Raw genomic sequence first — 23976 nt, forward strand, 5'->3', positions numbered from 1 at the left:
GCCGAAAGCGGCACTGTCCAGCCAGTCAGGAGACTTCAGCATGAAATCGAACGCATTCAAACTGCTTGCAGCCCTTTTCGCCGGCGGCACGATGCTGGCTGCAATCCCCGCCCACGCCGACCGAGATGGCGACTGGGGTGATCGCGGCCACCACTACGGGCATCACAAACACTGGGACCGCGAGCGCGACCGCGTCGTGGTCCGCGAGCGCATCATCGAGCGCCGCCCGGTCGTGCGCGAATACCGCTACTACGAGCGCCCGGTCGAGTTCTACGCGCCGGCCCCGGTCTATGCCCCGGCAGTGCCGGTCTATGCGCCGCGCGTCTATCGCCGCGACCCGGCGATCACGATCGGCGTCGATATCCCGCCGCTGGTCATCCCGCTGCGCTGAGCAGATCAGCTTTCTTCAACGCACGCTGCGCCGGTGTGACGTGAACGCCTGCGCAGCGGCCATGAACTCCCGGAAGTCCGCCTCGAAGCCCGCATAATCGGCCAACAGTTCGGCGCCGCTGCCCGTCAGCGGGTTGGCGCGCGTCAGGCGGTGTGCCATGCGATCCAGGGCCATCGCGATCGTATCGGGCGATTCGTAACTCCCCAGCCAGTCCGACTCGCGCATTCGCGGCAGGATCGCCGCGAGGCGGGGCGGCAGCAGTTCGCCGCGCTCGGCCATCAGGCTGTACATCCGCGCGGTGAACACATCCAGCGGCTCGGGGTGGAAGTCGGACCAGTCGCGCGCGAGGAAATGGTCGTAGAACATGTCAACCATCACGCCCGACACCCGGCGGCGCTCGGGCGAGACGCGGGCACGGCTGCGCCGGAAGGCCGGCTCGGTCTCGGCGAAGACGTCGATCTCCCGATGCAGCCGTACGCCTGCGGCGACGTCGTCGGGCAGTCCGGCGGGGAGCAGTCCTTTGACGAAGTCCCCCATCAGCCCACCGAGCTGGTCGGCCGGCGCGTCGCCGGCGAGGAAGGCATGCGCGAGGAAATTCACGGCCAAGGCTCCGTCAGGCGAAGACGCTGGCGAGCCAGTCGACGAATTCCTGCACGACAGGCCGTTTGCTCTGTGCCGGCGTCACCACTGCATAGTAGGTGAAGGGCGCGGGGGCGGAGACGCCAAACAGCGGCACGAGCCGCCCAGCCTCGACCCAGGATGCGGCCAGACGACGCGTGCCGACCGCCGCCCCCAAGCCCGCCGCCGCCACTTCGAGCAGCATCCCCAGGTCGTTGAACACCGCGCCGCGGTCCGGCTCGGGGCTGTCCAGTCCGGCCGCCGCGAAGCACGGCTTCCATGGCAACAGCGTCGAACGCAGCAGCTCGGCGCCGGCGAGGTCGGCCATGTCCCGCGGCGCGTGAGTCGCGATCCACGAGGGTGCCGCGAGCGGGAGCATTGTGTCGTCGAAGAGCTTGCGCACGACGCGCTCCGGGTAGTCGCCGCGCCCCCAGCGCACCTCGACGTCGGCCGACTCGGCGGTGACGTCCTGTAGCGGAATCGACAGGTGCGCTTCGAGTTCGACCTCCGGATGCGCCCGCAGGTATTCCGGCAGCCGCGCCATCAGCAATTGCCGGGCGAAGGTCGGCGGCAGCGACACGCGCAGCCGTTCGCGCTCGGGTCGCAGCACCGCGCCCGCTTGCGCGAGCTTGTCGAAAGCTTCGCGCACACTGTCGAGGTACAGACGACCGGCCGTCGTCAGGCGCACGCCCCCCGCCGCCCGCTCGAAGAGCGGCGTCGACAGCATCCCTTCCAACTGCCGAATGCGATGGCTCACGGCGCTGGGGGTCACGCACAATTCCTCCGCCGCCTGCGCGAAACCGCCGAGCCGGGCCGCAGCCTCGAAAGCCGCGAGCGCGCGCATCGGCGGCACGCGGCGCAGCGACGCGGTCAAGCCCTCCCCTCCGCGCAGGCGAGCGCCGCGACCTCGCGGTGGCGGCCGCAAGCGACCATGTGATCGTTCGTCATCCCCGCCGCCTGCATCAGCGCGTAGCAGATCGTGCTGCCGACGAACTTGAAGCCGCGCGCCTTCAGCGCCTTGCTCATCGCGTCCGACTGCGGCGTCGTCGCGGGCACCTCGGAGAGGGAGGCGAAGGCGTTCTGCACCGGCTCGCCATCAACGAAACTCCACAGCCACTCGACCGGATCGGTGCCGGCGTCTCGCAGATCGAGCCAGGCGCGCGCGTTGATCACGGCAGCGTCGATCTTCGCGCGGTTGCGGATGATGCCCGGGTCGACCAGGAGCGCCGCCTTCTTCGCGTCGTCGTAGCGGGCGATGCGCTCCGCGTCGAAGCCGTCGAACACGGCGCGATAGCGCTCGCGCTTTCTCAGCACCGTAATCCACGACAATCCCGCCTGCGCGCCTTCCAGAATCAGGAATTCGAACAGCGTGTGCGCGTCCCGGGTCGGCACGCCCCACTCGGCATCGTGGTATTGGATGTACAAGGGATCACTTCCGGCCCACGCGCAACGCTGGTTCATGTTTCCTCCAGAACAGTCGCACACCCGCGACCAATGTTTCGATTCGCGAAGTGTAGCCGCACCGCGATCCCGCTGCCCTAAAGGCATGCCCCGACGCAGCCCCCTTGCGGGCGTGTTTCGTGCCGAGGCGTCCGCCGCGCGCCAACGAGGCGCGAAACACGCCCGCAAGGGGGCGGATGCCAGGCACCCGCGCTCACGCCGCCCGCCCCATCCCGACGACTACAGTCAGCCGAACAGTGCCGCGACCGCCTTAGGATTCGAAGGAAAATAGAAATGCACGTAGGACGCGGTGAGCCGCCCCTGGCGGTAGATCGCCTCGCCTTCGCGCCCGTCCGGCGTCGCTGCGCGTACGAGCGGCGCGAGCGGCGTGTCGCTCTTCGAATAGTGGAAGGTATGGCCCTGCAGCCGCCCTTCCGGCAGCTCCGCGACCTGCATGCCGAGCGCCGCGAGCCGCTGCTGCATCACCGAGCGACCCGGCAAGAGCCCCGCGAAGGCATGGCATTGGCCGGCCTTGTCGACGACTTCCTCGAAGAGACTCATCATCCCGCCGCATTCGGCGAGCAGCGGACGCCCCTCCGCGGCATGCGAGCGCAGGTCGCGATAGAAGGCCGGGTTCGCCGCGAGCGTCGCGCCGTGCAATTCCGGATAGCCGCCCGGCAGCCAGGCCGCATCGCACTTCGGAAGCGTCTCCCCGGCGAGCGGCGAGAAGAAGCTCAGCTCGGCGCCAAGGGCGCGCAGCGTGTCGATATTCGCCGGGTAGATGAAGCCGTAAGCGGCGTCGCGCGCGATGGCAATCCTGCGCCCCGCGAGGAGCGGCGGCACGTCCGGCGCGGGCGCCGGGGGAAAGTCGACCGCTTCAGGCAGGTCGGCGGCACCGGTTGACGCGATGGCATCGGCGAAGCGATCGAGGCGCGATTCGAGGTCGACGATTTCCGCCGCCTGCAGCAGCCCGAGGTGGCGCTCGGGCAATCCGGCCTGAACGTCCCGCGCGAGCGCGCCATACCAGCGCATGCCTTCGGGCAAGGCCGCCCGTAGCATGTCGGCGTGGCGCACGCTGCCGACCTGGTTCGCGAGCACACCGGAAAACGGCAGGCCCGGCTGGTAGTGCGCGAGACCATGAGCGACCGCGCCAAAGGTCTGCGCCATCGCGCGCGCGTCGATCACCGCCATCACGGGCAGACCGAAGCGGCGGGCGATGTCGGCGCCAGACGGTTGGCCGTCGTAGAGGCCCATCACGCCTTCGACGAGGATCAGGTCCGCGTGGCGGGCCGCGTCATAAAGGCGCCAAGCGGCGTCGGCCTCGCCACACATGCCGAGGTCGAGGTTATAGACCGGCGCGCCGCTTGCGACAGCGTGGATCTGCGGATCGAGGAAGTCGGGCCCGCACTTGAAGACGCGCACGCGGCGCCCCTGTCGGGCGTGCAGGCGCGCGAGCGCGGCCGTGACGGTGGTCTTACCCTGGCCCGAGGCCGGCGCGGCGACGAAGAGCGCGGCGCAGCGGGCGACGTCACCTTGCCCGCTCATTTCGTCTCCTCGCCGCCATGCACGGCGGTACAGCCCACGTGCGGCGCATGCGGCGCGGCGGCGGGGTGCGGCGAGAACCATTCGAGACGCGGATAGAGGCTGACGACGTCGCCGACGATGGTCAGCGCGGGCGGCCGGATGCCGGATTCGGCGACGACATCGGCGAGGGTCGCGAGGGTGCCGACAGCGACGCGTTGCGCCTGGGTCGTGCCGCGCTCGACGACGCCAACGGGCGTCTCGGCGGGGAGGCCGTGGGCGACGAGTTGCTGGCAGATTTCGCCGAGCCGCGAGATGCCCATGTAGATCACGAGCGTCTGGCCGCGGCGGGCGAGCATCGGCCAGTCGAGGTCGAGCGCGCCATCCTTGAGGAAGCCGGTCGTGAAGACGACGGAGCGCGCGTGGTCGCGGTGGGTCAGCGGGATGCCGGCGTAGGCGGCGACACCGGCCGCGGCGGTGACGCCGGGCACGACTTCGACGGTGACGCCGGCTTCGACCAGCACTTCCATCTCTTCACCGCCCCGGCCGAAGATGAAGGGGTCGCCGCCTTTTAGGCGCACGACGCGCTTGCCGGCCTGGGCGAGGCGCACGAGCAGCAGGTTGATTTCTTCCTGCGGCAGCGTGTGGTCGGAGGCTTTTTTGCCAACGTAGTGGCGCTCGGCGGCGGCGGGCGCCATGTCGACGATGGCGGGGCTGACGAGGTTGTCGTAGACGACGGCATCGGCGCCGGCGATCAGGCGGGCGCCGCGCAGCGTCAGAAGTTCGGGGTCGCCGGGGCCGGCACCGACGAGATAGACGTGGCCGGCGGCGGGTCCGGGACGGGGGTTCGGGATCTCGGGGAGGGACATGGGCTCTTCCGTGTTCTCTTGGCTACGTTTCTTTCGACTCGATGTGAGGTGTCGACGTTTGTCGGGGCATCAACCCGCCCGCTACGGGGCGGATTTCGCTCCTCGTTGGCGCAAGCGGACGCCTCGGCTCGAAATCCGCCCCGCAGCGGGCTGCGCTTTCCTGGATTCGCGCTCCTGCCAGGGTAACGGCTTCTGTTTCTTAGAATTCGACGCCGGGCATTGCTTTGACACCCGCTGCAAACGCATGCTTCACCAAAGTCATGTCGGTTACGGTGTCGGCCGCTTCCACGAGCGCCGACGGGGCTGCGCGGCCAGTGACGATGACGTGCTGTGTCACCGGGCGGGCCTGCAGGTCGGCGACGACCTGTGCGACGTCCAGATAGTGATACTTCAGCGCGATGTTGAGTTCGTCCAGAACGACCAGATGGATCCCCGGATCGCCAAGCATCGCTCTTGCCCTGTCCCACGCCGCTTCGGCGCTCGCCACGTCACGGGAGCGGTCCTGCGTGTCCCAGGTGAAGCCGTCGCCCATCACGTGCCAGGTGACGTCCGGCTGGCGTCGGAAGAAGGCTTCCTCGCCGGTGTCCGAACGGCCCTTGATGAACTGGACGACGCCGACTTTCATGCCGTGGCCGAGCGCTCGCGCGAGCACGCCGAAGGCGGCGCTCGACTTGCCCTTGCCGTTGCCGGTGTTGACCAGCAGCACGCCGCGTTCGATCTGCGCCGCGGCGATCTTGCCGTCGACCACTTCCTTCTTGCGCTGCATGCGCGCGGAGTGGCGCGCGTCCTTGTCGGAATCGTTCATGTTCAGTCCGGGATGAAAACGCTCCGCCCATCGGTTTCGATGCAGCGGATCGGATGATCGAAGGCGTGGCTGAGGCGTTCGGGCAGCAAGACGTCGCTGCTCGCGCCAGCCACGACGCCGCCGCGGCCGTCGAGCAGGATCACGTGGTCGGCGAAGCGCGCGGCGAGGTTGATGTCGTGCAGCACCATCACGACGGCGCGCCCCTCGCGCTTCAGACGCGCAAAGAGATCGAGCACGGCGATCTGGTAATGGAGGTCGAGGTGGTTCGTCGGTTCATCGAGCAGGAAGAGCTTCGGCGCCTGCGTCAGCAGGGTCGCGATCGACACGCGCTGGCGCTCGCCGCCGGAGAGGTTGAGGATGTCGCGCCCGGCGAGCGCCGCGAGGCCGACCGCGGCGAGCGCCTCCTTCGCGATCCCGATGTCCTGCGCGCTCTCCCAGCCCCACCGACCGAGGTGCGGGTGGCGGCCGACGAGCGCGGTCTGCAGCACCGTCGCCGAAAAATGGTCCGGTTGCTGCTGCGGGAGCAGTCCGCGGAAGCGCGCCGCGGCGACGCTGTCCCAGTCGGCGTAGGGGCGACCGTCCAGACGCACGCTCCCGATGGTCGGCGCGCGCAACCCGGCCAGCGTATGCAGCAGCGTCGTCTTGCCCGCGCCATTCGGTCCCAGCAGCACCAAGCACTCCCCCGCCGCCAGGCACAGGCTGAACTCGCAGCACAGCCAGCGCCCGCCGACCTGCAGCGCGAGGTTTTCCGCTTCGAGGAGGATCGATTCGGCGCTCATTAGCGGGGATTGCGCGACAGCAGGAAGAGGAACACCGGCACGCCGATCAGCGCCGTCAGCACTCCGACCGGCAACTGCGCCGGGGCGATGACGGTGCGCGCCGCCGTGTCGGCAACGGTCAGCAGCGTACCGCCTGCGAGCAAGGATGCCGGCAGCAGCAGGCGCTGGTCGTTGCCGAAGGCGAAGCGCACGAGATGCGGCACGATGAGGCCGACGAAGCCGACCGAGCCGACCAGCGTAACGGCGGCCGCGGTCAGCAGCGACGCCAGCAGGTACAGCAGGTAGCGCAGGCGCTGCACGCGCACGCCCAGGGCCTGCGCCGCGATCTCGCCGCGCGCGAGCACGTTGAGGTCGCGCGCGAAAGGCATCACCACTGCGAGGCCCACGAGCAATACGACCAGCGCCGGCCACGGCCGGGCGGCCCCGCTCGCGTCGCCCATCAGCCAGAACAGCATCGACTGCAGGCGCGTGTCGGTAGCGAGCGACAGGATCAGGGTCACCGCCGCGCCGCAGCCGGCCGCGACGATGACGCCCGTGAGCAGCAGCCGCGTCTGCGTCCACGAGCCGTCACCGTGCGCGAGCCCGAACACCAGCAGCGTCGCCGCCAGCGCTCCGCCGAAGGCCGCCGCGTCGACGACCCATGGCGCAAGGCCGATCAGCATCGCCAACAGGGCGCCGACCGCCGCTCCGCCGGAGATGCCCAACACGTAGGGATCGGCCAGCGGATTACGGAGCAGCACCTGCATCAGCGCGCCGGCGAGCGCGAGCAACCCGCCGCAGACGAAGACTGCGACGGCACGCGGCAGGCGCAACTCGCGTACGACATCCGCTGCCATGCCGTCGGCGCCGCGGAAGAGCGCGCCGACGACTTCGCCGAGGCTGATCGGCAGGTCGCCCGCCGACAACGCCCAGGCAAAAGCCAGCGCCGCCGCCACGACGAGTGCGGCGAGGATGGTCAGCACGGGCGGACGCGTCATGCCGTTGCGCCTCGGTCAGGCCTTAGAACGACAGCTTCGCGCCGACCTTCCAGGTGCGTTCGAAGTCGACCGGATAGATCGCGTCGTCGCGCACCCAGGTGCCGTTCTTGTAGTTGAACAGGTTGGACACGGCTGCGTACAACTCGACCTTGTTCAGGCGATGGCGATAGGCGACGTCGGTCGACTGATAGGCGCGCTGGCGCTGAGCGTTGTTGTTGTCGAAGTCGTTCGCCGCCCAGGTCTTGCTGCGCCAGGTGTGCGACACGTAGAGGTTGCCCTGGTCGCCCACGGCCACGTTCAAGCCCAGCACGACGTTGTTGCGCGGCACGCCCGGCAGTTCCTTGCCGTCGAAGGCGCCGCCGCCCATGTCCTCGCGGTCGATGAGCGCGCGCGTCCACGAGTAGTTCAGCACGCCGGTCAGGACCGGCGAGATGCGCCAGGTGTCCTGCACTTCCAGACCGTACTTGTGCGACTTGTCGATGTTCGTGTTGCTGAAGGTCGACGCGTTGAAGTAGATCTCGTCGTTCAGATCGGCATGGAAGACGCCGACTTTCAGGCGGTTCGTCGGCAGCACATGGTTGAATCCGAGCGTCACGGTGCGGACCTTCGCCGGCTTGATGAGGCCGTTGAAGATCGTCTCGAAGGTGACCGGATTGAAGGCGAAGAAGCGATCGATGTCGGGCGCCTGGTAGGACGCATTGTAGTTGCCGAACACCGACAGCACGTCGTCGATGCGGTAGTTCGCGCCGAGATCCCACGACGACAGCTGCTTGTCGTCCTTCAGCCGCGAGCCGAACGAGGGATCGTATTCGTACTCGACCTTTTCGCGCCGCGCACCGGCCGACAGCGTCAGGCGGCCCATCTCGTACTGGCCCTGCACGAACATCGCTTCGTTCTTCTTCGTCGTCTCGCTGAAACCATCGGCGCGCTCGCCGTCGAAAGTCTGCACGCCGGTGGTCACGGCCAGCGCGTCGCCGAGATACTGCAACGCGATGTCGTCCGACAGGTAGCGGGAATCGGTACGGAAGCTGAACTGCAGGAATTCCGAACGCTTGTCTTCGTCGTTGTGGCGTGCCGTCAGGCGCCAGTTGGACGCGAAGTCGTATTCAGCGCCGACCGCCCAGTAGCCGTCGCGGAAGAACTGGTGCGTATAGTCGCGGCCGGTGTTCATCCCCGGATCGTCGTGGAACTGCGCGAGCGTCAGCGAATTCGGGTAGCGCAGGTCGATGCGCGCGTCGCCGGTATCGAGGGTCAGCTTGAGGCGGTCGATGGGACGACCAGTCAGGCTGACACGCCAGTTGTCGGAGGTCGACGCGTCGCGGTGACCGGACGGGTCCTTGTCGCTGAAGCCGCCATCTTCGGTGTGTTCTGCGGTCGCCGACGCGGTGAAGCGCTCACCGACATAGCCGGCGTAGCCGGTAGTCCCCAGCGCCTCGTGGTTGCCGGCATTGACGTCGATGCTCGCTCCGGTGCGGGGCTTGGTGTAGATCTGGATCGAGCCCGCCGTCGCGCCGTCGCCGTAAGCTACCGAACCGCTGCCCTTGGTGATCTCGATGCGGTCGATGTCCTCAAGCGGAATCGAGCCGACGAGCTGCGGCACCATGTCGATGTTGTTGAGGCGGCGTCCGTCGATCGAAATCACGACGTTCTGGAAGCCGTCATTGGTGCCATAACCGCGCATGTTGATGCTGGGCGTGAAGCGGTTGCCGAAGTTCGGCGTGAGCTGCACCGACGACTGGCGGTTCAGATAATCGACGAGCGAGGTCGCGCCCGAGCGTTCGATGTCCTTGCGCGTGTGCACTTCGGAGGCGTAGGTCGCCGCGACGTCGGGGGTGTCGATGCGGTTCGCCGACACGATCACGGTTTCGCCGGTCGGCTCATCGGCGGCGAACGCGGTCGACACAAACGGGAAGGCGGCAGCCACCGCGACGGCGGTTGCGGACAAGCGGATGTTCATTGGGGGGATTCTCCCTGCGCCGGAGTCAGCGTCCCCGCTCCCCGGCCATTTCAACAAGGAAGCGCCGGCCGGGCACACACGCCGGGAGCCGCAGAACACCACGCCCGTCGCCGCCACCCCGCGGCACTTCCGCCATCGCGTGTCGAGGCCGGTATCCGGGCTCGTGGGCTGGCCGTCGCTCGTCGCGAGCGCCGGACCGGTCGCATCGCCTTCCCGGACCTTCGTCCAGTGGCGGTTGGATGCGCCTTACGTCCACTTACCGTTGCGGGGGCAGCACAGGCCTTGTCTCGCCGGCATGAGAGCCGGGGACGCACCTGTCTCCCGTTCAACCCTCGGGCGGCTTCGCCGTCGGGCACCTTACACACGCACACCCCCATTCGGGGCGCGAGGGCGGATAATACTCTGTTCCATCACTTTCCGCAGCGCGGAAAATCTTCGCAATTCCAAGGACATGCCCGCACACCTGATCCTCGGCGGCGCCCGCTCCGGCAAGAGCCGCCTCGCCGAAAACCTCGCCCGCGCCGGCGGACTGCCCGTCACCGTGATCGCGACCGCGGAAGCGCTCGACGCCGAAATGGCCGCCCGCATCCGCCGCCACCGCGACGACCGGCCGAGCCACTGGCGCACGGTCGAAACGCCCGTCGCACTGGCCGAGACGCTGCGCGACGAGGCCCGCGAAGGCCGTTGCGTGATCGTCGACTGCGTCACGCTGTGGCTACTCAACCTGATGGCCGGCGCTGAGAACCTGCCCGAACCGCCCGACGCCGGCAGTCTGCTGAAACTGCAAGCCGAACGCACGGCCCTGCTCGACCTGCTGCCCGAGGTGGCAGGCGAAGTGCTGCTCGTGTCGAATGAAGTCGGCCTCGGACTCGTTCCGGAAACGCCGCTCGGGCGCCTCTTCCGCGACGAAGCCGGGCGCCTCAACCAGGCGCTGGCCGCCGCCTGCGCCCGCGTCACCTTCGTTGCCGCCGGCCTGCCGCTCACCTTAAAGGGAAACGAGTAAGGGCTTTCCGGTAGTTCAGGTCGGATGTCGCTTCAGCCCCCCGAAAAGGGCACTCGATAGGCATTTATTTCGCCCAAAGCGCGCAACAAGCCCATACAATCGCCGATGGACAAAAGACTCACAGAGAGATGGAAATGTTCGGCGGCGGGAAGACTCGGCACGGATTACACGAACGGCTAGAAGGGGCTCGGCGGTCGACGTCATCCTTGCTGATCCTCCTGACGTTTGCTGCGACCGCGAGCTTTGCTGCCGACACGGCGTCGGACTCAGCCGCGTCGCTCCTGACCGGCGGAATCGCTGGCGTCATGTTCTACCTCGGCGCGCTGGCAGCCGTCATCGTCTACAACGGCGTGCTCTTCGTCACCGGTCGCGACCGCTGCTACCTGCAATACGCCGTATTCACGCTCGGGATCGCCGCCGCCGAAATCGGATGGAGCGGTGTAGGCAGGGGGTTCTTCGGCTGGGACGGCGCGTGGCCGGACATGCTCCTCCCGGTTGGATTCGCCATCGCAGGCGTCGGCGGCGCCCTCTTCATGCGCGAGGTACTGCAAACGCCCGTGCAAGCCCCCCGCCTCGACAATGCGTTGCGTCTATTCGCGGCCATCTTTGCCGCCATCGCCTTGATCGGGTTCGTCCTGCCCTTCGGCTTCGTCAACACCTTCCTCGCCTTTGCCGGACCGCTCTTCGGGGTGCTCGCGATCGTCTCGGCGATGCGCTGCCGCAAGCTGAATACGCCCGCGGCACGCCTGAACGTTCTCGGCTGGGCTGCGTTGCTCGTCGGCGTCGCCGTCCTGATCGGGACCCGAATCGGCGTCCTCAACGACGACACGCTGGCCGCCAGTGCAACGCCCGTCTTTTCGGCACTCGGCATTCTGATGCTTTCGTTTGCGCTGTCCGAACGTGCCGGAGCACAGGTTCGGGAACACGCCGTCGATCAGAGCGAGGCCCTCGCGAACGCCGAGCAGCAGATCGAAGCCCTGACCGCGGCCGAACACACCCTGACGCAGAGCCTCAGCCTGCGCAACCAGGAAGTCGACCAGCTGACCCGGCGCCTGCAGGAGAGCGAGCATCGTTTCCAGCAGATGTCGCACCTCGACCCCTTGACGGGCCTCGCGAACCAGTTGCTGCTCACCGACCGCATCGAGCAGGGGATCATCCGGTCCAAGCGCCACAACACGCGGACGGCCGTCATACTGGTCGATGTGAATGGCTTCCAGACACTCTCCGAAACCTTCGGCCAAGATACGACCGACGCGTTGCTCAAGATGATCGCGACCCGCCTGCGCGGCATCGTGCGTGAGCAGGACACCGTGGCTCGGCCCGAAAACGACGAATTCGTGATCGTGCTCGAGGAGGTGTTCGACGCAGAAGACCTGCAGCGCGTCGTCGCGGCACTCGCGGAGGAATTCGCGCAGCCCTTCCGCATCGGCGACGAGGTCCTGGACGTCTCCATCTCGCTGGGCAGCGCGATCTACCCCGACGGCGGCACCGATGCCTCGGCCCTGCTCAAGCATGCGGCGAAGCTAATGCGGCGTGGCAAGGAAGGCAAGCGGCTCAACCAGCGCGAAGTCGGTGGCGGACGCGGATCGGTCGCAGCCTGACCCGCAAGCGGGTAAACGGGCGTGCTAACATCCTTGCCCTCCAAGGACACCGTCACGAGCCCGCTATGCAAATCACGATCTCCGCGCCCGACCGAACCCTCGCCGCCGACCTCCAGCACCGCATCGATCGCAAGACCAAGCCCGTCGGCGCGCTCGGCCGGCTCGAAGCGCTGGCGCTGCAACTGGGCCTCGTGCAACAAACGCTGAGGCCGGAGATCCGCCAGCCGCACATCATGGTCTTCGCCGGCGACCACGGCGCCGCGCGCGCCGGCATCTCGGCCTACCCGCAGGACGTGACCTGGCAGATGGTCGAGAACTTCCTCGCCGGCGGCGCCGCGATCAACGTCTTTTCGCGCCAGATGGGCCTCGGCCTCACGGTCATCGACGCGGGCGTCAATCACGAGTTCGGCCAGCGCGCCGGCCTGATCGGCGCCAAGGTCGGCAACGGCACCGAGAACTACCTCGAGCAGCCCGCGATGAGCGCCGAGCAACGCGACGCCGCGCTCTCCCGTGGCCGCGAACTCGCGCATGCGCTGGCAGCCAACGGCTGCAACGTGGTCGGCTTCGGCGAGATGGGCATCGGCAATACGGCTGCTGCCTCGCTGCTGACGCACTGCCTCACCGGCACCGACCTCGCGACCGTCACGGGCCGCGGCACCGGCCTCGACGACGCCGGCCTCGCCCGCAAACGCGAACTCCTCGGTCAGGCGCTCGCCCGCGGCGGTCGTCCCACCGACCCGCTGCAGGCGCTGGCCGAATACGGCGGCTTCGAGATCGCGATGATGGCGGGTGCCATGCTCGGCGCAGCCGAAAAGGGCATGGTCCTGCTGATCGACGGCTTCATCGTCACCTCCGCCCTGCTCGTCGCACAGGCGATCGCGCCCGAGATCCTCGGCTACTGCGTGTTCGCGCACCGCTCGCAGGAGGCGGGCCACGCTGCCCAGCTCAAGCACTTCGGCGCCGACCCGCTGGTCTCGCTCGACCTGCGCCTCGGCGAAGGCACGGGCGCGGCACTCGCCTTCCCGCTGCTGCAGGCCGCTGCGAACTTCCTCAACGAGATGGCGAGCTTCGACTCCGCGGGCGTCAGCGACAAGTCCGCCTGACACGCGCGGGCCCATGCGCTACCAGCTCGAACTCTTCTTCACTGCGCTCGGCTTCTTCACGCGGCTACCGGTGCCCGCCTGGGTGCCGTGGTCGCCGGAGCGGCTCAACCACGCGGCGCGCTACTTCCCGCTCGTCGGCTGGGTCGTCGGCGGGATCGGCGCCGCGAGCTTCCTCGCCTTCGCGCAGGTCCTGCCGCCCTCGCTCGCGGTACTGCTGTCGATGGCGGTCACGATCCGCGCGACCGGCGCCTTCCACGAGGACGGCTGGGCGGATGCCTGCGACGGGCTCGGCGGCGGCTGGAGCAAGGAGCAGGTACTGACGATCATGAAGGACTCGCGGATCGGCAGCTACGGCACGGTCGGGATCGTGCTGATGCTGCTGGCGAAAGCTGCGGCGCTCACCGAGCTCGCGGCACACGGTCACATGCTGGCGGCCTGTGCGTTGCTGGCGGCGCACCCGCTGTCCCGGCTCGCGTCGACGAGCCTGATCCACACGCTGGAATACGTCCGCGAGGATCTGAGTTCGAAGTCGAAGCCGCTCGCGCGCCAGCTCACCCACGTAGAACTCGCGATCGCCTGCACCTTCGGCCTGCTGCCGCTCGCGCTGCTCGCCCCCGTGCAGGGCTTTACCGCGCTCCTTGCGAGCGCTGCCGTGACGGTCTGGGCGGCGCGCTTCTTCGTACGTCGCCTCGGCGGCTACACCGGCGACTGCCTTGGCGCCCTGCAACAGGCCGCCGAGCTCGCGTGCTACCTCGCGATCGTCGCGACATGGAACTTCATCTGATCCGCCATCCGCGGCCCGACGTAGCCGCGGGGGTGTGCTACGGCCAGTCCGACGTCGGCCTCGTCGAGGCTGTCGATGTCGTCGCGGCACGACTGCGCCCGCACCTGCCCGAACGCTTCGTGCTGCACGCGAGTCCGCTGGCGCGCGCACGCCTGCTCGCCGAGGCGCTCGGCCAGCCGGTGCTGGACGCACGCCTCAAGGAAATGCACTTCGGCGAGTGGGAGCTGCGCCCCTTCGCCGACATCGGCCCCGCGATCGACGCCTGGGCGGAAGACCCGATGGGCTTCCGCGCCCCCGGCGGCGAGTCCGCACAGGACATGGCCGCACGCGCGCTCGACTGGCTCGACACGCTCGTCGCGAGCGCGCCGGCCGACCCGGTCGTGATCGTCGCCCACGGCGGGCCGCTGCGCGCGATCGCCGGCCACCTGCTGAAGATGCCCGCCCAACACTGGCTGGCGCTCGATTTCGCCTGCGGCCACGTCACCCGCATCGACGTCGAACAGTGGGGCGTCGTGCTCAAGTGGTTCAATCGCTGAACGATCCGGCGCCCCGGCTGCGTGGGATGCCCCGGTTCGTGGGATAATTGCAGACTTTTCAGCGCCCTGGGCGTTCCGGAACTCAATGCTGCCTCCCCTGCCCGACTTTTCCGCCGGTCGCATCCTCATCGCCGGCGACGTGATGCTGGACCGCTACTGGCACGGTTCGACGACGCGGATTTCGCCGGAAGCACCGGTGCCGGTCGTGAAGGTCGAAGGCGATGAATACCGCGCGGGCGGCGCGGGCAACGTCGCGCTCAACGCCGCTTCGCTGGGCACGGCAACCTCGCTCGTGGGCCTCGTCGGCCGTGACGAGGCCGCGCGCCTGCTGCGCGAACGGCTGGTCGACGGGAAGGTCGCCTGCCACCTGCTGGAGGCACCGCAACACCCGACGATCACCAAGCTGCGCATCATCAGCCGTCACCAGCAACTCATCCGGCTCGACTTCGAAGACAGCTTCGCAGTGCTCGACAGCGCCGGCATCGAGCGCGAGTTCGCCGACGCGATCGAGTCCTGCGGGGCCGTCGTGCTGTCGGATTACGGCAAGGGCACGCTCGCCCAGGTCGGCGCCCTGATCGGCATCGCCCGCAGCCACTCGGTGCCGGTCGTCGTCGACCCGAAGGGCACGGACTTCGCCCGCTACACCGGCGCAACGGTCATCACGCCGAACCTCACCGAATTCGAAGCGATCGTCGGTCACTGCGCCGACGAAGCGACGCTGCGCGAACGCGGTTCGGCGCTGCGCGACGCGTTGGAGCTGGAAGCACTGCTGATCACGCGTTCGGAGCGCGGCGTAACGCTGCTGCAGCAAGGCCAGCCACCGCTCGACCTGCCGACGCGCGCACGCGACGTGTTCGACGTCACCGGCGCGGGCGACACCGTGGTCGCAGTGCTCGGCGCGGGCCTCGCCTGCGGCCTGTCGCTGCCCGACGCCACGGCGCTCGCCAACATCGCGGCCGGCATCGTCGTCGGCAAGCTCGGCACGGCGACCGTCAGCCTCGACGAACTGCACGCGGCCCTCGCCGCCGCGCATTGAACGGAGGAAGCGCCATGTACATCGTGACCGGCGGCGCCGGCTTCATCGGCAGCAACATCGTGCAGGGCCTCAACGCCCGCGGCATTACCGACATCCTCGTCGTCGACGACCTCAGCGACGGGCACAAGTGCCTCAACCTCGCGGACGCAGACATCCGCGACTACGTGGACAAGGACGACTTCCTGCGCCGCGTTCAGGCCGGCGAGGACTTCGGTCAGGTCGAGGCGGTATTCCACGAAGGCGCTTGCTCCTCGACCACCGAGTGGGACGGCCGCTTCGTGATGGCCGTGAACTACGAGTACAGCAAGGCGCTGCTCGGCTGGTGCGTCGCGCGCGGCGTGCCCTTCCTGTACGCCTCGTCGGCATCGGTCTACGGCATGGGACCGAATTTCCGCGAGTCGCGCGAGTTCGAGCGCCCGCTCAACATGTACGCGTACTCGAAATTCCTTTTCGACTGCCACCTGCGGCCGCAACTGCCCGGCCTCCAGAGCCAGGTCGCGGGACTGCGCTACTTCAACGTCTACGGCCCGCGCGAGCAACACAAGGGCAGCATGGCGAGCGTCGCCTTCCACTTCAACAATCAGTTGAACGAATGCGGGCGGCTGCGCCTCTTCGACGGCTGCGACGGCTACGGTCCCGGCGAACAGCTGCGCGACTTCATCCACGTCGACGACGTCGTCGCGGTGAACCTGTGGCTGCTCGACAATCCGCAGGTGAGCGGCATCTTCAACGTCGGCACCGGCCGCGCCCAGGCCTTCAACGCGGTCGCCCGCGCGGCGATCAACTGGCACGGTGGCGGCGGCATCGATTACATCGCATTCCCCGATCACCTCAAGGGCCGCTACCAGAGCTTCACCGAAGCCGACATCGGCGCACTGCGTGCCGCCGGCTACGACAAGCCCTTCATGCCCGTGGAGGACGGCGTGCCGCGCTACCTCGACTGGCTCGCGCAACGCGCGTGAACACGACTCCTCTTTCGATGACCACTACGTTTTCCACCCCGCAGGCACGGCTGCGTGCATGGCTCAACATGCACATCGTCGATCACGGCGTCTTCCGTGCCGCCTACAACAACTTCCACGATCTCGGCGGCGGCATGTACCGCTGCAGCCAGCCGAGTCCGGCGCAGATCCGCAAGTATCACAAGCGTTACGGCATCCGCAGCATCGTGAATCTGCGCGGCAGCAGCGAATACGGCTCCTACGAGCTGGAACGCGAGGTGTGCCGCGAACTCGGCATCACACTGCACGACATCCGCCTGCATTCGCGCATCCCGCCGAGCGCCGAGCGCGTGGCCGAGCTGCGCGAGCTTTTCGAGACGATGGAGTACCCGGCGTTGATCCACTGCAAATCCGGCGCCGACCGCGCAGGGCTGGGCGCCGCGCTGTACCGCATCTTCCATCTCAAGCACTCCGTCGCCGATACGCTTGAAGAGCTGTCGTGGCGCTACGGCCACTTCAAGCAGGCGCGCACCGGCGTGCTCGATTTCTTCCTGATGAGCTACCTCGCGTACAACGCGCACACGCCGATCGACTTCATGGACTGGGTCCAGACGGTGTACGACGACCGCAAGCTGAAGTCGCAATTCCGCGCCGACGGCTGGGCGAGCCTCGTCGTCGACAAGGTCCTGCACCGCGAATGAAGCAAGCCTTTGCCCTCTATCGCCGCCTGCTGGCGAGCGTCCTGCCCTACCGCAAGGTCGTCGCGGTGTCGGTAGTCGCGATGATCGCGGCGGCATCGCTCGAACCGGTGATGCCGGCACTCTTGAAGCCGCTGGTCGACAAGAGCCTGATCGCGAAGGATCACGCCGCGCAGTGGCAGGTGCCGCTGTTCCTGATGCTCGCCTTTCTCGTGAAGGGCCTCGCTGAATATGCGGCGAGCGTGTCGAGCCAGTGGGTCGCGAACAAGGCGATCACCGACCTGCGCCAGCGCGTCTATCGCCACCAGATGCACCTGCCGCTGTCCGTGCATCAGGCCGAGGCGCAGGGCCGGATGATGTCACGCATCCTCTACGACATCCCGCAGGTCGGCAGCGCCTTGTCGAACGCGTGGATCATCGTCGTGCGCGACACGATGGTGATCATCGGCCTCGCCGGCTACCTGCTGTGGACGGCCTGGGAGCTGACCTTGCTGCTGCTCTTGATCGCCCCCGCGGTCGCCTGGGCGATCCGCAGCGCGAGCCGGAAGCTGCGCGGTGGCAACCGGGCCATGCAGGAGACCGCCGCACGCATGACGGGCACGGTCGGCGAAAGCCTCACCGGCATCCGCGAAATCAAGCTCTTCGGCACGCACGAACACGAAGATCGCCGCTTCGCCGACATCTCCGAGCGGCTGAGGAAGGAGACGATGCGCACGGTGCGTATCTCGTCGGTGAACGTGCCGCTCGTGCAGGTGCTCGCGGCGACCGCGGTGTCGCTCGTGATTTGGGCAGCCTCGGCACTGTCGGCGCAGGACCGGCTAACGCCCGGCACCTTCGTCGCCTTCGTCGCTGCGATGGCGATGCTGTTCGAGCCGATCCGCCGCCTCACCAACGTCAACACCGTGATCCAGAAGGGGCTCGCCGGCGCGCAGAGCATCTTCGAACTGCTCGACCGCGAACCGGAACCCGACGCGGCGGGGGCCGAGGGCCCGCGGGCGCGCGGCGCGCTGCGCTTTGAAAACGTCGGCTTCCGCTACCCCGGCCAGACCGAGCCCGCAATCCGCAACTTCACGCTCGACATCCCGCCCGGCAGGACGATCGCGCTCGTCGGCGCATCGGGCAGCGGCAAGACGACGACGATCCAGTTGATCGCGCGCTTCTTCGAACCCGAATCCGGCCGCATCCTGCTCGACGGCGCGCCGATCGCTGAGGCGCCGCTCGCCTGGCTGCGCGCGCAGATCGCTTGGGTCGGTCAGCAAGTCGTGCTCTTCGACGACTCGGTGGCCGCCAACATCGCCTACGGGCGTCCGGACGTCGCCGAAGAGGATGTGATCCGCGCGGCGCGCCACGCGCACGCGATGGAGTTCATCGACAAGCTGCCGCAAGGCCTCGCGACTCGTGTCGGCGCGAACGGCAGCCAGCTTTCGGGCGGTCAGCGGCAGCGCATCGCCATCGCGCGCGCCTTCCTGAAGGACGCGCCGATCCTGCTGCTCGACGAAGCGACGTCGGCGCTCGATAACGAATCCGAGCGCGCGGTGAAGGAGGCGCTCGCCGAGCTGCGCCAGAACCGCACCGTGCTGGTCGTCGCGCACCGGCTATCGACGATCCGCGATGCGGACCTGATTGTCGTGATGGAACACGGGCGCATCGTCGAACAAGGCAATCACGCCGAACTCGCAGCGGCCGGCGGCACCTATGCTCGCCTGTTGGCGAGTGGCGAAGGCATCGCGCCGGACGGCGATCCCCTGCCCGTCGAGCCCGTCCCCGCACCGCAGCGCTCCTGAAGCGCCGGGGCTTGTCTCCTACCGACTTCGAGACCCAATACCGTTCGGACTGAACCCTTCAGCTTCGGCGGACGTCGGCCTGGCCAGGCCCTGCCGGCGCCCTTCGACGGCCTCGGAGCGAACGCGGAGCAACCCCCGCCTTACTGCGGGTCAAAGGTGTAGCCGAAGAGCTGGATGTCGGGCGCAAAGCGCTCGGCGACCATCGCGGCGAGCTCGTCCGTGTAGTAGCTGCGGTAGTCCTTGCCGCGATCCTTCGCCTGACGCTTATGCGGCAGCTCGGGCGCCTTGACGCCAATGCGGCGGCAGGCTTCCTCGAAGTCGTCATGCAGGCTTTCGTAGCGGCCGATGAAGTCCACCAGCACCTTGCCGTGCAGGTCGATCACATAGTCCGACTGCAGGTCGATGCTGGTATCGACGTGATACTGGTAGGGGCGCTCCGGGTCGAGCTTCCAGCGGATGAACTCCTCGAAGGTCTCGACGTGGCTCATCAGGTGCGGGCGTTCGCGGCGGATGTGGTGGAAGGAGCTGACCTGCAGGTCCCACGGGTTGCGCACGAAGACGAACTTGAAGAGCTTCGCGAAGAGTTCCTGCGGCAGCATCTCCTGCGCAGCGACGATCTTCGAGTGACGCGGGAACTTGATGCCGAGCCGGTGGCCGGACAGCGCCGAGAGCCGCGAGCATAGGAACTGCACCGGATACCAGGGATCGCGGAAGCGTAGCGGGCTCAGTGCGTCGCGCACCGAGGTGCCACCGGTCTTGGCCGTGTGCACGAAGAGGAAGTTGTATTTCAGGGACAGCAGCATCTTCAGCCTTTCAAGGGCAATTCATTGTTCGGGGTGACGCCGAGGCGCTCGAGGTAGGCGCCGGCGGCGGCGTCGCGCGTGTAGGCGGAGACCGCGGCACGCAGCACTTCGGGTGGCTGCGGCGCGTCGAGCGTCGCCGCCATCGCGACAGCCAGGCCATCAGCGTCGCCAACCGGCACGAGCGGTCCCCAGCGTCCGCCGGCGAGCACCTCCCGGGGCCCACTCGGGCAGTCGGTGGAGACGCTCGGCACGCCCAGCGCCAGCGCTTCGGTCAGCACATTGGGCGAGCCTTCCCACGCAGAACTCAGCACGAAGAGGCGCGCCTTCGTCATCCATGCATAGGGGTTCGGCGTGAAGCCGGGCAGCGCGACGTCGTCCGCGACGCCGAGTTCGACGGCGAGCTGCTCGAGGCGCTTGCGTCCGCGTCCGTCACCGAGGATCACGAGGCGCGCCGGGCGACTCGCCCGCAGCTTCGCGAAGGCGCGGATCAAGGTCGGGAAGTCCTTCTGCTCCGTCAGTCGCCCGGCACCCAGGATCAGGGGCACGCTGGCGTCGGCGATCCAGGGGTGTTCGGGGACCTCCTGCGCAAGCCCGGCCAGCCGTGGCGTGACGACCGGATTGCGCACGACCGACAGGCGCTCGCCGTTGAGGCCAGTCAGACGCGTCACGTCTTCGCGCACGCCGTCCGAGACACAGACCACGTGATCCACATGCGGGTAGAAAAGCCGCATCGGCGCGACGCGCAGCCAGCGCGCAAGGCCGCCGCGCCCTTCGAGCGCCGCCGACAGGTTGGTGCCGAGGCGTCCGACGATGCGACAGCGCACGCCGGCGATCGCGCGCGCCGCGACAGCCGCCCGGATCGCGCGATCCTTCGCCGCGAGCAGCGCGGCAGGACGCGCCCGGCGCAGATAACGCACGAGCGGGCCGATCGCGAGCGCGCTGTGGCGCACGCCGAGGTCGATCAGCTGCACGCCCGGCGGCAGCGTACCGAGATGGGCGCTGTCAGCGCGGATCGCGAGCAGGTCGACGGCAATGCCGCGCGCCGCAAAACCTTCGACGAGGTTCAGTACCATGCGCTCGACGCCGCCTTCGCCGGAGAAGGAGATCAGGACTGCGAGCCTAGTCATTTGCCACTACTCATGCGAATTCCCGGAAGCCGAGCGCGGCGAGGTAGGCGCGTGCGCTGCCCTCGTCGGTGTAGCCGACGACGGCAGCCTTCGAGGCAGCACGCGGCGTCGGATTGTCGAGTTGGGTCGTGAGTGCCGACGCCAGCGCTTCGTCGTCGCCGACCGGCACCAGCGATCCAACGCGTCCGCCGTCGAGCACTTCACGCGGCCCGCTCGGGCAGTCACAGGCGACGCTCGGCGTGCCCAGCGCGAGCGCCTCGATCAGCACGACGGGCATGCCTTCCCAGCGTGACGCGAGCGCGAACACGGCGGCGCGTGCCATCGCGGGATAGGGATTGCCGATGAAACCGGGCAGCGCAACCTCCTCGGCAACCCCGAGTTGGGCGGCGAGCTGTTCCAGTTCGCCACGCCGCCGCCCCTCGCCGTAGATCAGCAGTCGACAGGGCCGGGTCGCGCGGACGCGGGCGAAGGCGCGCACGAGGCAGGCGAAATCCTTGCGCTCCGAGAGCTCGCCGACACCGAGGATCACCGGCGCGCCGCCGTCGATCAGCCACGGATGCTCCGGCGCTTCGTCGGCAAGCGTATGCAGCCGCGACGTGATGATCGGGCTCGGCACGACACTGATCGACTCGCGCGGCAGCTTCGCGTGCTCCGCGAGGTCGTCCGCAGCGCCCGCCGAGGGTACGAGCACGGCGTCCGCCGCCGGGTAGATCCAGCGCATCGACGCGGTCTGCACGGTACGCTCCCACGCGCCGCGGCTCGCGAGATTGACGGACACCGTCGTACCCAGGCGGACGCCGACGCGGGTCGGAACACGCGCCGCGCAGCGCGCGAAGATCGCCGCGCGATTGACGCGGTCCTTGTCGGAGAGCATTGCGGTAGGCCGTTCGCGGCGCAGGTAACGCACCAGCGCCGGCAGCGCGGAATTCACGTGGCGCGCGCCGAGCGGCACGAGGCGAACGCCTTGCGGAGGCGTCTCGAACTTCGGCCCGTGGCCTTCAACGCCGAGGACGTCCACCTTCAAGCCCAGCTGCGCGATCGCCGGCACGAGGTTGCGCAGCACGCGGTCGACGCCGCTGTGGCCGGACGTTGCGGCGAAGATGGCGAGATCGACGTTCATCGGCGCTCCCGCAGGATCTGCTCGAACAGCGCGTAATAGCGCGCAGCGCAGGTTTCGACCGTGTATTCGGAGACCGCGGCGCGCCGCTGCTCCGCCTCGCCCGGGTTGTCAAGCACTTGGTTCATCGCCGCAGCGAGCGCCGGGACGTCGTCGACGGGCACCAGGGGCGCGACGGTGCCACCGGCGAGGACCTCGCGCGGGCCCGACGGACAATCGGTCGCGACGACCGGCGCGCCGAGGCCCAGCGCCTCGGTCAGCGCGTTCGGCGAACCTTCCCAGCGCGACGCGAGCACGAAGAGGCCGGCGCGTGCCACAAAACGATAGGGATTCTGGTCGAAGCCAGGCAGCGCGAAGTCCTCGGCGACGCCAAGCTCGCGCGCAAGGTCATGAAGTTCCTCGCGCAGCCGCCCTTCGCCGAGGATCAGCAGGCGGCAAGCCCGTTGCGCGCGGACCTGCGCAAAGGCGCGCAACAGCGTATCGAAGCCCTTCTGCGTCCGCAGCCCGCCGACACCCACGATCACTGGCGGCTCGCCGGCGGCGAACCACGGGTGGTCGACCGGCTCCGCGGCCTGTGCAGCGAGGTCGGGCGTGACGACCGGATTGCGGATCAGGTGCATGCGCGCGTCGGGCAGCTCCGCAATCATCTGCACGTCGCGTACGACCCCTTCCGAATTGCCGACGACCGCCGCCGCCGACCCGTAGGTGCTGCGGATCAGGCGGAAGGCGCGCCAGCGCTTGATGAAGCCACGGCGCGCGACGCGCTCGGACACGGTCGTGCCGGGACGCATCACGAGTTCGAAGGGCACGCCGGACAGCCGGCGCGCGAGCAGCGCCGCCTGCGCCGCACGGTCCTTGCCGCACAGCACGAAGTCCGGCCGCGCCTCGCGCAGGTAGCGGCACATCGCAGGTTGCACCGACAGCCGGCCCGACTTTCCGGTCTCGATCAGGCGCACGCGTGCATCCAGGCGATCAAGGTAGGGCACCTTGCGGCTGCGAGTGAGGAAATCGACCTGTACGCCGCGTTCGACGAGCCCGCCCGCAAGGTTGACGAGCATCCGCTCGACGCCGCCGTCACCGAAGGACGGCATGAACAAGGCCAAACGCATCGTTACGAGCGGCCGAAGAAAGCCAGTTGCCGGCGATTGAGTTCGCCGCCGATCGAATCGAAGGCCGCGAGCTGCTCTTCGCTCAACTCGCGCTTCCAGCGCTCGTCGAGCCGGATCGCGAGCCCCACTTGGTCGTAATGCTCGCCGTGACGCGCACGGGTGATCTCGACCGACTCCGCGGCTGCCGGAGCGTCCGCGACGCCGAACTGCGTGCGGTAGCGCGCGATCAGCGAGCGGGTGCCGGTGTTGCCGAAAGTCGTGTGGTGATCGTGTTCCCAGTAACGCAGCATCGATGGACGGAAATCGATCTGCAGTGCCTGGCACACGCCGCGAATCACTTCTTCGGGCTTGGTCGCGAGATCCTCGTAGGAGACCCGGTGACGGCGGTCGGCCGGGAACTTGTCGTAGTAAGCGTGCAGGCGCTCAGTGATGCGCTTCCAGTGGCGCGCCTCCTGCTCGACGCTGCGGTCCGGGTACTTGCGCAGGCGCGAATTCACGACGGCACGGCCGTCGCGGACGATGTAGAGGAGAAAGGGGCTGACGTCGCCCCAGCTCAGGCGCGGCCGCACCTGGCGCGAGATCCAGCTAACGCTCTTGCTGCCGTCCACCAGGATCTCGGCGCCGCTCTTCGTGAAGAGGTGACGGTAGAGGTCGTTCCGCAACAGGCTGACCCCGCGCTTGAGCGGCGCGAAGAGGCCGCGCTGCGACACGTGGCGTGCGATGGTCGCACGGTCGACCTGGCCGTTCCAGAATTCGCAGTAGCCTTCGCAGACGTGGCACAGCCGCGGCTCGTCCGGTTCGTCGGCATCGATCGCCTTGTGCAGGTTGTTCAGCTCTCCGAGCGCACGAACCTTCGGGTGGCCGCCGAGGATCAATTCGAGCAGGGTCGACCCGCTATGGCCGTTGCCCATCACGAATACCACTTTCCTGCGACTCAATGCACGCGCTCCTTTACGTTCGCCGGGGCGGCAGCACTG

At 68.2% G+C, this 23976-nt stretch carries 24 protein-coding genes and 1 riboswitch; of the genes, 10 read left to right on the plus strand and 14 right to left on the minus strand.

Features of this window, described 5'->3' with window-relative positions; all coding sequences use genetic code 11:
• The first annotated feature begins 40 nt into the window (after positions 1 to 40).
• Entirely contained in the window at positions 41 to 391 is a 351-nt protein-coding gene (locus VJ673_RS22120; RefSeq protein ID WP_324128338.1) for a hypothetical protein, read from the plus strand.
• Positions 392 to 406: 15 nt separating this feature from the next.
• On the opposite strand, the gene VJ673_RS22125 is transcribed toward VJ673_RS22120, so the two are convergent.
• The 9 genes from VJ673_RS22125 to VJ673_RS22165 all read right to left on the minus strand — a co-directional run bounded on the left by VJ673_RS22125 (position 407) and on the right by VJ673_RS22165 (position 9357).
• Complete coding sequence (locus VJ673_RS22125; protein WP_324128339.1) at positions 407 to 991, minus strand: acyl carrier protein phosphodiesterase; 585 nt, start codon at positions 989 to 991, stop codon at positions 407 to 409.
• A gap of 13 nt (positions 992 to 1004) precedes the next feature.
• Positions 1005 to 1883 carry a LysR substrate-binding domain-containing protein gene (locus tag VJ673_RS22130; RefSeq protein ID WP_324128340.1) on the minus strand — a complete coding sequence of 293 codons (879 nt, stop codon included), beginning with the start codon at positions 1881 to 1883 and terminating at the stop codon, positions 1005 to 1007.
• Positions 1880 to 2470: a DNA-3-methyladenine glycosylase I gene (locus VJ673_RS22135; RefSeq protein ID WP_324128341.1), complete on the minus strand. Its 591-nt coding sequence runs from the start codon at positions 2468 to 2470 to the stop codon at positions 1880 to 1882. The genes VJ673_RS22130 and VJ673_RS22135 overlap by 4 nt, the downstream gene beginning before the upstream one ends.
• A 225-nt stretch (positions 2471 to 2695) precedes the next feature.
• Complete coding sequence (locus VJ673_RS22140) at positions 2696 to 3994, minus strand: cobyrinic acid a,c-diamide synthase CobB (RefSeq protein WP_324128342.1); 1299 nt, start codon at positions 3992 to 3994, stop codon at positions 2696 to 2698.
• The gene (gene cobA, locus VJ673_RS22145) at positions 3991 to 4839 is read right to left on the minus strand and encodes a uroporphyrinogen-III C-methyltransferase (protein WP_324128343.1); all 849 of its coding nucleotides are present in this window, start codon (positions 4837 to 4839) and stop codon (positions 3991 to 3993) included. The genes VJ673_RS22140 and cobA overlap by 4 nt, the downstream gene beginning before the upstream one ends.
• A gap of 199 nt (positions 4840 to 5038) precedes the next feature.
• Complete coding sequence (gene cobO, locus VJ673_RS22150; protein WP_324128344.1) at positions 5039 to 5644, minus strand: cob(I)yrinic acid a,c-diamide adenosyltransferase; 606 nt, start codon at positions 5642 to 5644, stop codon at positions 5039 to 5041.
• Between the two features lie 2 nt (positions 5645 to 5646).
• Entirely contained in the window at positions 5647 to 6423 is a 777-nt protein-coding gene (locus tag VJ673_RS22155; RefSeq protein WP_324128345.1) for an ABC transporter ATP-binding protein, read from the minus strand.
• On the minus strand, positions 6423 to 7400 hold the full coding sequence (locus tag VJ673_RS22160; RefSeq protein WP_324128346.1) for a FecCD family ABC transporter permease: 978 nt from the start codon (positions 7398 to 7400) through the stop codon (positions 6423 to 6425). Before VJ673_RS22160 ends, VJ673_RS22155 begins: the two co-directional genes overlap by 1 nt.
• Before the next feature lie 22 nt (positions 7401 to 7422).
• On the minus strand, positions 7423 to 9357 hold the full coding sequence (locus VJ673_RS22165; RefSeq protein WP_324128347.1) for a TonB-dependent receptor: 1935 nt from the start codon (positions 9355 to 9357) through the stop codon (positions 7423 to 7425).
• Positions 9358 to 9486: 129 nt separating this feature from the next.
• A riboswitch (cobalamin riboswitch) is annotated at positions 9487 to 9733 on the minus strand.
• Between the two features lie 75 nt (positions 9734 to 9808).
• Between VJ673_RS22165 and cobU the strand changes: the two genes are divergently transcribed.
• From cobU to msbA, 9 genes are all read left to right on the plus strand, one after another.
• Positions 9809 to 10360, plus strand: a complete 552-nt coding sequence (cobU, locus tag VJ673_RS22170; RefSeq protein WP_324128348.1) for a bifunctional adenosylcobinamide kinase/adenosylcobinamide-phosphate guanylyltransferase — start codon at positions 9809 to 9811, stop codon at positions 10358 to 10360.
• A gap of 206 nt (positions 10361 to 10566) precedes the next feature.
• A complete protein-coding gene (locus VJ673_RS22175; RefSeq protein WP_324128349.1) occupies positions 10567 to 11961 on the plus strand; it encodes a diguanylate cyclase in 1395 nt (464 codons plus the stop codon).
• A gap of 65 nt (positions 11962 to 12026) precedes the next feature.
• Positions 12027 to 13064, plus strand: a complete 1038-nt coding sequence (gene cobT / locus VJ673_RS22180; protein WP_324128350.1) for a nicotinate-nucleotide--dimethylbenzimidazole phosphoribosyltransferase — start codon at positions 12027 to 12029, stop codon at positions 13062 to 13064.
• A 13-nt stretch (positions 13065 to 13077) separates the two neighbouring features.
• Entirely contained in the window at positions 13078 to 13848 is a 771-nt protein-coding gene (locus VJ673_RS22185; RefSeq protein WP_324128351.1) for an adenosylcobinamide-GDP ribazoletransferase, read from the plus strand.
• Complete coding sequence (gene cobC, locus VJ673_RS22190; RefSeq protein ID WP_324128352.1) at positions 13833 to 14384, plus strand: alpha-ribazole phosphatase family protein; 552 nt, start codon at positions 13833 to 13835, stop codon at positions 14382 to 14384. The genes VJ673_RS22185 and cobC overlap by 16 nt, the downstream gene beginning before the upstream one ends.
• An 85-nt stretch (positions 14385 to 14469) precedes the next feature.
• Complete coding sequence (rfaE1, locus tag VJ673_RS22195) at positions 14470 to 15420, plus strand: D-glycero-beta-D-manno-heptose-7-phosphate kinase (RefSeq protein ID WP_324128353.1); 951 nt, start codon at positions 14470 to 14472, stop codon at positions 15418 to 15420.
• 14 nt (positions 15421 to 15434) lie between these two features.
• Positions 15435 to 16382, plus strand: a complete 948-nt coding sequence (gene rfaD / locus VJ673_RS22200) for an ADP-glyceromanno-heptose 6-epimerase (RefSeq protein ID WP_324128354.1) — start codon at positions 15435 to 15437, stop codon at positions 16380 to 16382.
• A 17-nt stretch (positions 16383 to 16399) separates the two neighbouring features.
• The gene (locus VJ673_RS22205; protein WP_324128355.1) at positions 16400 to 17062 is read left to right on the plus strand and encodes a fused DSP-PTPase phosphatase/NAD kinase-like protein; all 663 of its coding nucleotides are present in this window, start codon (positions 16400 to 16402) and stop codon (positions 17060 to 17062) included.
• Complete coding sequence (gene msbA / locus VJ673_RS22210; protein ID WP_324128356.1) at positions 17059 to 18843, plus strand: lipid A export permease/ATP-binding protein MsbA; 1785 nt, start codon at positions 17059 to 17061, stop codon at positions 18841 to 18843. The genes VJ673_RS22205 and msbA overlap by 4 nt, the downstream gene beginning before the upstream one ends.
• Before the next feature lie 140 nt (positions 18844 to 18983).
• Here msbA and VJ673_RS22215 read toward each other — a convergent pair whose 3' ends face one another.
• From VJ673_RS22215 to VJ673_RS22235, 5 genes are read right to left on the minus strand one after another with little or no spacing between them, the layout of a single operon-like run.
• On the minus strand, positions 18984 to 19646 hold the full coding sequence (locus tag VJ673_RS22215) for a sulfotransferase family 2 domain-containing protein (protein WP_324128357.1): 663 nt from the start codon (positions 19644 to 19646) through the stop codon (positions 18984 to 18986).
• A gap of 2 nt (positions 19647 to 19648) precedes the next feature.
• Positions 19649 to 20773, minus strand: a complete 1125-nt coding sequence (locus VJ673_RS22220) for a glycosyltransferase (protein ID WP_324128358.1) — start codon at positions 20771 to 20773, stop codon at positions 19649 to 19651.
• Positions 20774 to 20783: 10 nt separating this feature from the next.
• Positions 20784 to 21893 carry a glycosyltransferase gene (locus VJ673_RS22225; RefSeq protein WP_324128359.1) on the minus strand — a complete coding sequence of 370 codons (1110 nt, stop codon included), beginning with the start codon at positions 21891 to 21893 and terminating at the stop codon, positions 20784 to 20786.
• Positions 21890 to 22981 (minus strand): glycosyltransferase, encoded by a 1092-nt coding sequence (locus VJ673_RS22230; protein WP_324128360.1) that lies wholly within the window; start codon positions 22979 to 22981, stop codon positions 21890 to 21892. Before VJ673_RS22230 ends, VJ673_RS22225 begins: the two co-directional genes overlap by 4 nt.
• A 20-nt stretch (positions 22982 to 23001) precedes the next feature.
• Entirely contained in the window at positions 23002 to 23937 is a 936-nt protein-coding gene (locus VJ673_RS22235; protein WP_324128361.1) for a sulfotransferase, read from the minus strand.
• Between the last annotated feature and the right edge of the window lie 39 nt (positions 23938 to 23976).

This window comes from Aromatoleum sp., assembly GCF_035254505.1.
Taxonomy (GTDB): Bacteria; Pseudomonadota; Gammaproteobacteria; order Burkholderiales; family Rhodocyclaceae; genus Aromatoleum.

Excerpts from the sequence above, each read along its gene's own strand:
- VJ673_RS22230 (WP_324128360.1), bottom strand. The coding sequence starts at position 22,981 with ATGCCGTCCTTCGGTGACGGCGGCGTCGAGCGGATGCTCGTCAACCTT.
- VJ673_RS22185 (WP_324128351.1), top strand. The coding sequence starts at position 13,078 with ATGCGCTACCAGCTCGAACTCTTCTTCACTGCGCTCGGCTTCTTCACG.
- cobT (WP_324128350.1), top strand. The coding sequence starts at position 12,027 with ATGCAAATCACGATCTCCGCGCCCGACCGAACCCTCGCCGCCGACCTC.
- VJ673_RS22135 (WP_324128341.1), bottom strand. The coding sequence starts at position 2,470 with ATGAACCAGCGTTGCGCGTGGGCCGGAAGTGATCCCTTGTACATCCAA.
- VJ673_RS22155 (WP_324128345.1), bottom strand. The coding sequence starts at position 6,423 with ATGAGCGCCGAATCGATCCTCCTCGAAGCGGAAAACCTCGCGCTGCAG.
- cobC (WP_324128352.1), top strand. The coding sequence starts at position 13,833 with ATGGAACTTCATCTGATCCGCCATCCGCGGCCCGACGTAGCCGCGGGG.
- VJ673_RS22140 (WP_324128342.1), bottom strand. The coding sequence starts at position 3,994 with ATGAGCGGGCAAGGTGACGTCGCCCGCTGCGCCGCGCTCTTCGTCGCC.
- VJ673_RS22120 (WP_324128338.1), top strand. The coding sequence starts at position 41 with ATGAAATCGAACGCATTCAAACTGCTTGCAGCCCTTTTCGCCGGCGGC.
- rfaE1 (WP_324128353.1), top strand. The coding sequence starts at position 14,470 with ATGCTGCCTCCCCTGCCCGACTTTTCCGCCGGTCGCATCCTCATCGCC.
- VJ673_RS22225 (WP_324128359.1), bottom strand. The coding sequence starts at position 21,893 with ATGAACGTCGATCTCGCCATCTTCGCCGCAACGTCCGGCCACAGCGGC.
- rfaD (WP_324128354.1), top strand. The coding sequence starts at position 15,435 with ATGTACATCGTGACCGGCGGCGCCGGCTTCATCGGCAGCAACATCGTG.
- cobA (WP_324128343.1), bottom strand. The coding sequence starts at position 4,839 with ATGTCCCTCCCCGAGATCCCGAACCCCCGTCCCGGACCCGCCGCCGGC.
- VJ673_RS22215 (WP_324128357.1), bottom strand. The coding sequence starts at position 19,646 with ATGCTGCTGTCCCTGAAATACAACTTCCTCTTCGTGCACACGGCCAAG.
- cobO (WP_324128344.1), bottom strand. The coding sequence starts at position 5,644 with ATGAACGATTCCGACAAGGACGCGCGCCACTCCGCGCGCATGCAGCGC.
- msbA (WP_324128356.1), top strand. The coding sequence starts at position 17,059 with ATGAAGCAAGCCTTTGCCCTCTATCGCCGCCTGCTGGCGAGCGTCCTG.
- VJ673_RS22165 (WP_324128347.1), bottom strand. The coding sequence starts at position 9,357 with ATGAACATCCGCTTGTCCGCAACCGCCGTCGCGGTGGCTGCCGCCTTC.
- VJ673_RS22205 (WP_324128355.1), top strand. The coding sequence starts at position 16,400 with ATGACCACTACGTTTTCCACCCCGCAGGCACGGCTGCGTGCATGGCTC.
- VJ673_RS22160 (WP_324128346.1), bottom strand. The coding sequence starts at position 7,400 with ATGACGCGTCCGCCCGTGCTGACCATCCTCGCCGCACTCGTCGTGGCG.
- VJ673_RS22220 (WP_324128358.1), bottom strand. The coding sequence starts at position 20,773 with ATGACTAGGCTCGCAGTCCTGATCTCCTTCTCCGGCGAAGGCGGCGTC.
- cobU (WP_324128348.1), top strand. The coding sequence starts at position 9,809 with ATGCCCGCACACCTGATCCTCGGCGGCGCCCGCTCCGGCAAGAGCCGC.